Below are 3,522 nucleotides of genomic sequence, written 5' to 3'. Positions count from 1 at the left end.
CGGCCGCAGGTGTCCCAACTCGTCGGCGCGGCCCAGGCAGCGTGCCGAGCCCCGGGTCGCGATGTCGAGGGCGTCGCGCGCGGTCATCGCCCCGGGTCCGCCCCGGTAGCGGCCCAGCAGCAACGCGCCGCGGGTCTCCATCCAGAGCGAGGCGTGGTCGGTGGAGGCGGAGCCGTCGCAGCCGATGCCGACGGGCAGGCCGAGTTCGCGCATCTCCTTCACCCGCGCCGTGCCGCCGCCGATCAGCATGTTGGAGCTGGGGCAGTGCGCCACACCGACACCCGCGGCGGCGAGGCGCCGCAGTTCGTCGTCGTTCGGGTAGATGCAGTGCGCGACCCAGGTGCGGTCGCTCATCCACCCGGTGTCCTCGAAGTACTCCACGGGCCGGCAGCCGTAGGTCTCCAGGCAGTAGGTGTCCTCGTCGCGGTCCTCGGCGAGGTGGGTGTGTAGCCGTACGTCGTACCGCTCGGCGAGTTCCGCGGTCGCCGTCATCACGTCCTTGGTGACCGAGAACGGCGAGCAGGGTGCGAGCGCGACCCGGATCAGCGCGCCGGGTTCCGGGTCGTGGTGGGCCTTGATCAGCCGCTCGCTGTCGGCGAGCACCTCGTCGGTGCTCTGGGTGACGCTCCTGGGCGGCAGTCCCCCGTCCTCGACGGAGCGGGTCATCGAACCGCGTGTCGCGTGGAAGCGGAAGCCGATGTCACGGGCGGCGCGGATCTCGGCGTCGACCAGGTAGGGGCGTGGATGCACATAGAGGTGGTCGGAGGATGCGGTGCAGCCGCCCATGAGGAGTTCTGCCATACCGACGTACGCCGATACGTATGCGGCCTCCTCGTCGAGGCTCGCCCACAGCGGGTAGAGCGTGGTCAGCCAGTCGAAGAGGGTGCCGTTGACGGCGGGCGCGTAGGAGCGGGTGAGGTTCTGGTAGATGTGGTGATGGGTGTTGATCAGGCCCGGGGTGACGAGCCGCCCGGTCGCCGAGACGGTCGTAGCGGCTTCGGGCTCGGACCCTCCCGCGCCGACGGCGGTGACCCGACCACCCGTGACGGCGACCCAGCCACCCGGGATCTCCCGCCCACCGTCCACGACGAGCAGTTCGGCGTCCTTGACCAGCAGATCCACGGCTGATGACATGCCGACATGGTAGGCGCGGGGCGCCGCACAGGCCTGGCGAGTCCTCCGATGTCACACGTACGGTGCGATCATCCGCGGTCACCCTTCACAAAGGCGGTCATCGATGGCCCTGTTCGACCTTCCGCTCGACGAACTCCGTGAGTACCGCAGCGAGTCCGCCGCGCCCGAGGACTTCGACGCCTTCTGGTCCAAGACCCTCCGGGAGGCCCGCGAGCACGATCTCGACGCCCGCTTCGAGCCGGTCGACACGGGGCTGTCCACGGTGCGGGTGTACGACGTGACGTTCGCCGGGTTCGGCGGTCACCCGGTGAAGGGCTGGCTGCGGCTGCCGGCCGACGCGGCCCAACCCCTGCCGCTGGTCGTGGAGTTCGTCGGTTACGGCGGCGGGCGCGGCCTCCCGCACGAGAACCTGCTGTGGGCGTCGACGGGCCGTGCGCACTTCATCATGGACACGCGTGGTCAGGGCAGCGCGTGGGGCGGTGGCGGGGGCACTCCGGACCCGGTGGGCGGCGCGCCCGCGTATCCCGGCTTCATGACCCGGGGCATCGACGCCCCCGAGAACTACTACTACCGCCGGGTGTTCACGGACGGGGTGAGGGCCGTCGAGGCGGCCCGCTCGCACCCGTCGGTCGATCCCGCGCGCACGGTGGCGGTCGGCGCGAGCCAGGGCGGCGGCATCACTGTCGCCGTGGGCGGGCTGGTCGGCGACCTGGCCGGGATCGCGCCGGACGTCCCGTTCCTGTGCGACTACCCGCGCGCCGCGACCCTCACGGACCGCGACCCGTACCGGGAGATCGGCAACTATCTGAAGACCCATCGTGGCCGCACCGAGGACGTGCTGCGCACGCTCTCGTACTTCGACGGCGTCAACTTCGCGGCCCGTGGCCGCGCCCCCGCCCTCTTCTCGACCGGCCTGGAGGACCAGACCTGCCCGCCCTCCACCGTGTTCGCCGCGTTCAACGCCTGGGCGCACGAGGACAAGCGGATCGAGGTGTACGACTTCAACGACCATGAGGGCGGCGGCCCTTACCAGGAGGCGGTCAAGCTGGACTGGCTGCGGTCGTACGTCTGAGGGGTGCCGTATGGACATGACCACGCATGAGGCCGCCGAGCGTTTCGTGCGCGTCTGGGCGCGGGCCTGGGCCGGGCACGATGTGGACGCGCTGCTGGAGTTGTACGCCGACGACTGCGTCCACCGCTCGATGCCGTTCCGTGAACCGCACCGCGGGCGGGCCGAGTTGGCCGTGTATCTGCGCTGGTCGTTCGCGGCGGAGCAGGTGAGCGACGTGCGGTTCTCGGCGCCGGTCGTCGGCCAACAGGGCGTTGCTGTCGCGGAGTTCCGTGTGTGGTCGGTCGAGGACGGCGAGCCGTGCACGCTCGCCGGTTGTGTCTTCGTGCGCTTCGACGAGGCCGGGCTGGCCACCGAGACCCGCGACTACTGGCACACGGAACCAGGTCACCGGGAGCCTTCGGGGACGCTGTTCTTCAATTGAACATACGACACCTTCCACCCAGTCCGACCAGTCGGTATGTTCGGGGGGTCCGGGTCGCAGCGTCGCGGCCCGGACTCACGGCGGACCACGGAGGCACCATGTCCGAGCAGCAGCCAGCCATCGACGGCCACTGCGACGCCCGCTTCACGGCGGTGCGCACGGCGTTCGAGGAGAACTTCCGGGACCGGGACGAACTGGGCGCCGCCGTGACCGTCACGCTGGACGGCGAGACCGTGGTCGACCTGTGGGGCGGCTGGGCCGACGCGGCACGGACCCGCCCCTGGGAGCGGGACACGGTGGTCAACGTGTGGTCCACGACCAAGGGCCCGGTGGCCCTGTGCGCCCACATCCTCGCCGACCGGGGGCTGCTCGACCTCGACGCCCCGGTGGCCACGTACTGGCCGGAGTTCGCCGCCGCCGGCAAGGAGAACGTTCTCGTACGACACCTGCTGTCGCACCGCGCCGGACTGGCGGGCCTGCGCGAGCCGCACTCTCTCGCGCAGCTCTACGACTGGGAGTTGACGACCCGTCGGCTCGCCGCCATGGAGCCCTGGTGGGAGCCGGGGACGCGGTCCGGGTACCACGCGCTCACCTACGGCTTCCTCGTCGGCGAAGTGGTGCGCCGGGTCTCGGGGTTGCTCCCGGGGGCCTTCCTGGAGCGGGAGGTCACCGGCCCGCTCGGGATCGACTTCACCATCGGGCTGCCGGAGAAGGAGGCCGGCCGGGCGGCCGAGCTGGTGCATCCGCCCGCCGCGTCGAGCAGTGAACAGACCGCGATCTTCAGCCAGTTGGCACCCGCCGCGATCGCCGCGCTGACCAACCCGATCGCGGGCGCGGCCGAGGCCAACACCGCGGAGTGGCGCGCCGCGGAGATCCCGGCGGCGAACGGCCACGG

The 3,522-nt window shown here is 71.2% G+C and carries 4 protein-coding genes; 3 read left to right on the top strand and 1 reads right to left on the bottom strand.

Features of this window, described 5'->3' with window-relative positions; all coding sequences use genetic code 11:
• Positions 1 to 1,134, bottom strand: a 1,134-nt coding sequence (locus R6V09_RS48855; RefSeq protein ID WP_317887892.1) for an amidohydrolase family protein, incomplete at its 3' end; no start/stop codon positions are given.
• Positions 1,135 to 1,237: 103 nt separating this feature from the next.
• Here R6V09_RS48855 and R6V09_RS48850 point away from each other — a divergent pair.
• The 3 genes from R6V09_RS48850 to R6V09_RS48840 form a co-directional block, all read left to right on the top strand.
• On the top strand, positions 1,238 to 2,206 hold the full coding sequence (locus tag R6V09_RS48850) for an acetylxylan esterase (protein ID WP_317887891.1): 969 nt from the start codon (positions 1,238 to 1,240) through the stop codon (positions 2,204 to 2,206).
• 16 nt (positions 2,207 to 2,222) lie between these two features.
• Positions 2,223 to 2,627 (top strand): nuclear transport factor 2 family protein, encoded by a 405-nt coding sequence (locus R6V09_RS48845; RefSeq protein ID WP_317887890.1) that lies wholly within the window; start codon positions 2,223 to 2,225, stop codon positions 2,625 to 2,627.
• A 98-nt stretch (positions 2,628 to 2,725) separates the two neighbouring features.
• A partial coding sequence (locus tag R6V09_RS48840) for a serine hydrolase domain-containing protein (protein ID WP_317887889.1) occupies positions 2,726 to 3,522 on the top strand: 797 nt, incomplete at its 3' end.

The organism is Streptomyces sp. W16, assembly GCF_033194735.1.
Lineage (GTDB): Bacteria > Actinomycetota > Actinomycetes > Streptomycetales > Streptomycetaceae > Streptomyces.
Note: the sequence above shows the minus strand (reverse complement) of the source record. Positions and strands in the feature narration are given on the sequence as shown.

Bases quoted from the DNA above. Each gene is read 5' to 3' on its own strand.
- R6V09_RS48845 (WP_317887890.1), top strand. From the start codon at position 2,223: ATGACCACGCATGAGGCCGCCGAGCGTTTCGTGCGCGTCTGGGCGCGG.
- R6V09_RS48850 (WP_317887891.1), top strand. From the start codon at position 1,238: ATGGCCCTGTTCGACCTTCCGCTCGACGAACTCCGTGAGTACCGCAGC.